Source organism: Marinomonas shanghaiensis (assembly GCF_003259175.1).
Lineage (GTDB): Bacteria > Pseudomonadota > Gammaproteobacteria > Pseudomonadales > Marinomonadaceae > Marinomonas > Marinomonas shanghaiensis.
On sequence record NZ_QGOK01000044.1, the window covers coordinates 1 to 2,173 of the forward strand.

General features: G+C 34.5%; 3 protein-coding genes. All 3 read left to right on the top strand.

Going from position 1 to position 2,173, the window contains the following annotated elements:
• Positions 1-888 (top strand): hypothetical protein (locus DKT73_RS19855; RefSeq protein WP_157959223.1); only part of this gene is annotated, 888 nt, incomplete at its 5' end.
• Entirely contained in the window at positions 881-1,348 is a 468-nt protein-coding gene (locus DKT73_RS19860; RefSeq protein WP_111640261.1) for a hypothetical protein, read from the top strand. The genes DKT73_RS19855 and DKT73_RS19860, both read left to right, overlap by 8 nt.
• The coding region (locus DKT73_RS19865) for a hypothetical protein (protein WP_157959224.1) at positions 1,332-2,173 on the top strand (842 nt) is incomplete at its 3' end. The genes DKT73_RS19860 and DKT73_RS19865, both read left to right, overlap by 17 nt.

Genomic DNA, 2,173 nt, shown 5'->3' on the forward strand with positions numbered 1-2,173 from the left:
CTCTCTTTTTATGTTAATGAAAAAATAAAATATCAAGATGAGAGTTTTTATCAGTTTATTGAAAAATCAAGAGCAATTCCATTACGTCCATGGAATCACGACAGTCTTATTGTGAAATGTGAGTATAGAACTGTGTCATATTTATACTACGGATATGGTTTTTGTATCTATAGCGATAAAGAGAGTCTAAATAATTTTTCATTAGTGCTTTATAAACCAGTTGGCTACTTATCTCTCAATATATGGAGTTTTCCTGGCATGCCATTTTCTAAAGAAACTCTTTTTGATCTTAATGTAAAGGGTGAAGTAATAAGAGACTTTAGGGAAAAAGGAGACATAGGCACGGTATTTAAAGAAATTATAAATGAATGGATGCCAGCGCCAGCGCTATTAATATTGATATTGATTATTCTCCTGTTTTGGCCACGAATATTGCGTAAAAAAGGCCAATCTCGACAGGCTTTTCTTTTTACTAGAAATGGTTGGTCTTTGTTGATTCTGGCGATTGTTATCGAACAGTCGTTTATAGCATTTTATCTCAATAAAAGGGTAGAACAGCAAGACGAGGTGTTCTACCAATTTATTAAAGAGGCAAGAGCTTCGCCTCAATTGGATCATGATAGTTATATAGTGAAATGTGAATATAGAAAAATATTCTTAATATATCAATATCGAATGTGCATCTATGGCGATACGTGGAATCCAGAAACAAAGGAATTAACATTCGGATTGGATATTCAAGGAGCTGGTGGATATTTATCCTTGATTTCATGGCTTAATGAAGATCGAATGGTTTGGGATCGTATCCCTATATTTGCTCTAAATTTAAATGGTGATGTTATAAGCGATATTAGAGTTATACAAGAAAGGATAAATAAAGATGGATAATAAATTAAAACATGACTTAGCAACACTTTCTGGTCTTACATATGAAGCACCAAATGTTGGAACAAAGTTTTCTGTACGAATTCCTCCAGGTTACACATTAATAGGAGAGCGTACATCCATCCCACTTGGCTCTAACGCCGCCTCTTTTTATAATAATTCAACAAATACTTTGGTAACCGGCAGTGCTGGAAATAATGTCAAAAACCCAATAGATTTATTACAAAATATTGGTGTGGTTTTTACTGAATGGACGGGGCAGGTTTATACATCGATGGCGCTTAGAGATGAATCTTTGGCAACCTTGGCGCAAGCAGGAATTACAAAACCAAATATTATCTACACTGGTCATTCTCAAGGTGGTGTTACGTCACAACAATTAGTCCTTCAAGATCCTAATTTTTGGGTTTTGAAATTAGGTCTGTATGAAACGCTTGGAGGGAATTATGTGGTTAGAACATAGTCATAATTGGCTGCCGGCACCTGCTTTATTAATAAGCATCGCGCTTGCTCTTATTTTGGTGCCAAAGATTTTACGTAAATTTGGTCAAACCCGAAAAGCATTGTTACTACAACGGTACGGTTGGTGGTGCTTGTTGGCTGTCATTGTCATTGAGCAGTCGTTTATACATTTTTATGTTAATGAAAAAATAAAATATCAGGATGAGAGTTTTTATCAATTTATTGAAAAATCAAGGGCAATTCCATTACGCTCATGGAGTCATGAAAACTCTATCGTGAGGTGTGAATATAGGACTATGCCTTATTTAAACTATAAGTATGATTTATGTATTTATAGTAATAAGCGGGATCAAAATAAAAAAAATGTATATAAATTAGAGTTTCATGAACCGCATGGCTATTTATCACTTATTAAATGGAATGACTTTCATCGTTATCCTTATGGCGAACCTCTTTTTGAGCTAAATGAAAACGGTCAGGTAATAAAGGATATTAGGAAAAATAAAACAATAGGAGATGCATTTAAGGTATTCATGGATGAATGGGTACCAGCGCCAGCGCTATTAATATTGATACTAATCGTTCTTCTTTTTGGCCCACGAGTATTACGTGAAAGTGGTCAATCTAGAAAAGCATTCTTACTATTTAGGTATGGATGGTCTTTGTTGATTTTGGCAATCGCCGCTGAGCAATTTTTTCTTACTTTTTATCTCGATAAAAAAGTAGCACAGCAAGATGAGATATTTTATCAATTTATCAGAGAGGCAAGAGCTTCGCCTCAATGGGATCATGATCGTTATATAGTGAAATGTGAATATAGAAAAAT

Coding starts and splice junctions, on each gene's coding strand:
- DKT73_RS19860 (WP_111640261.1), top strand. CDS start 881: ATGGATAATAAATTAAAACATGACTTAGCAACACTTTCTGGTCTTACA.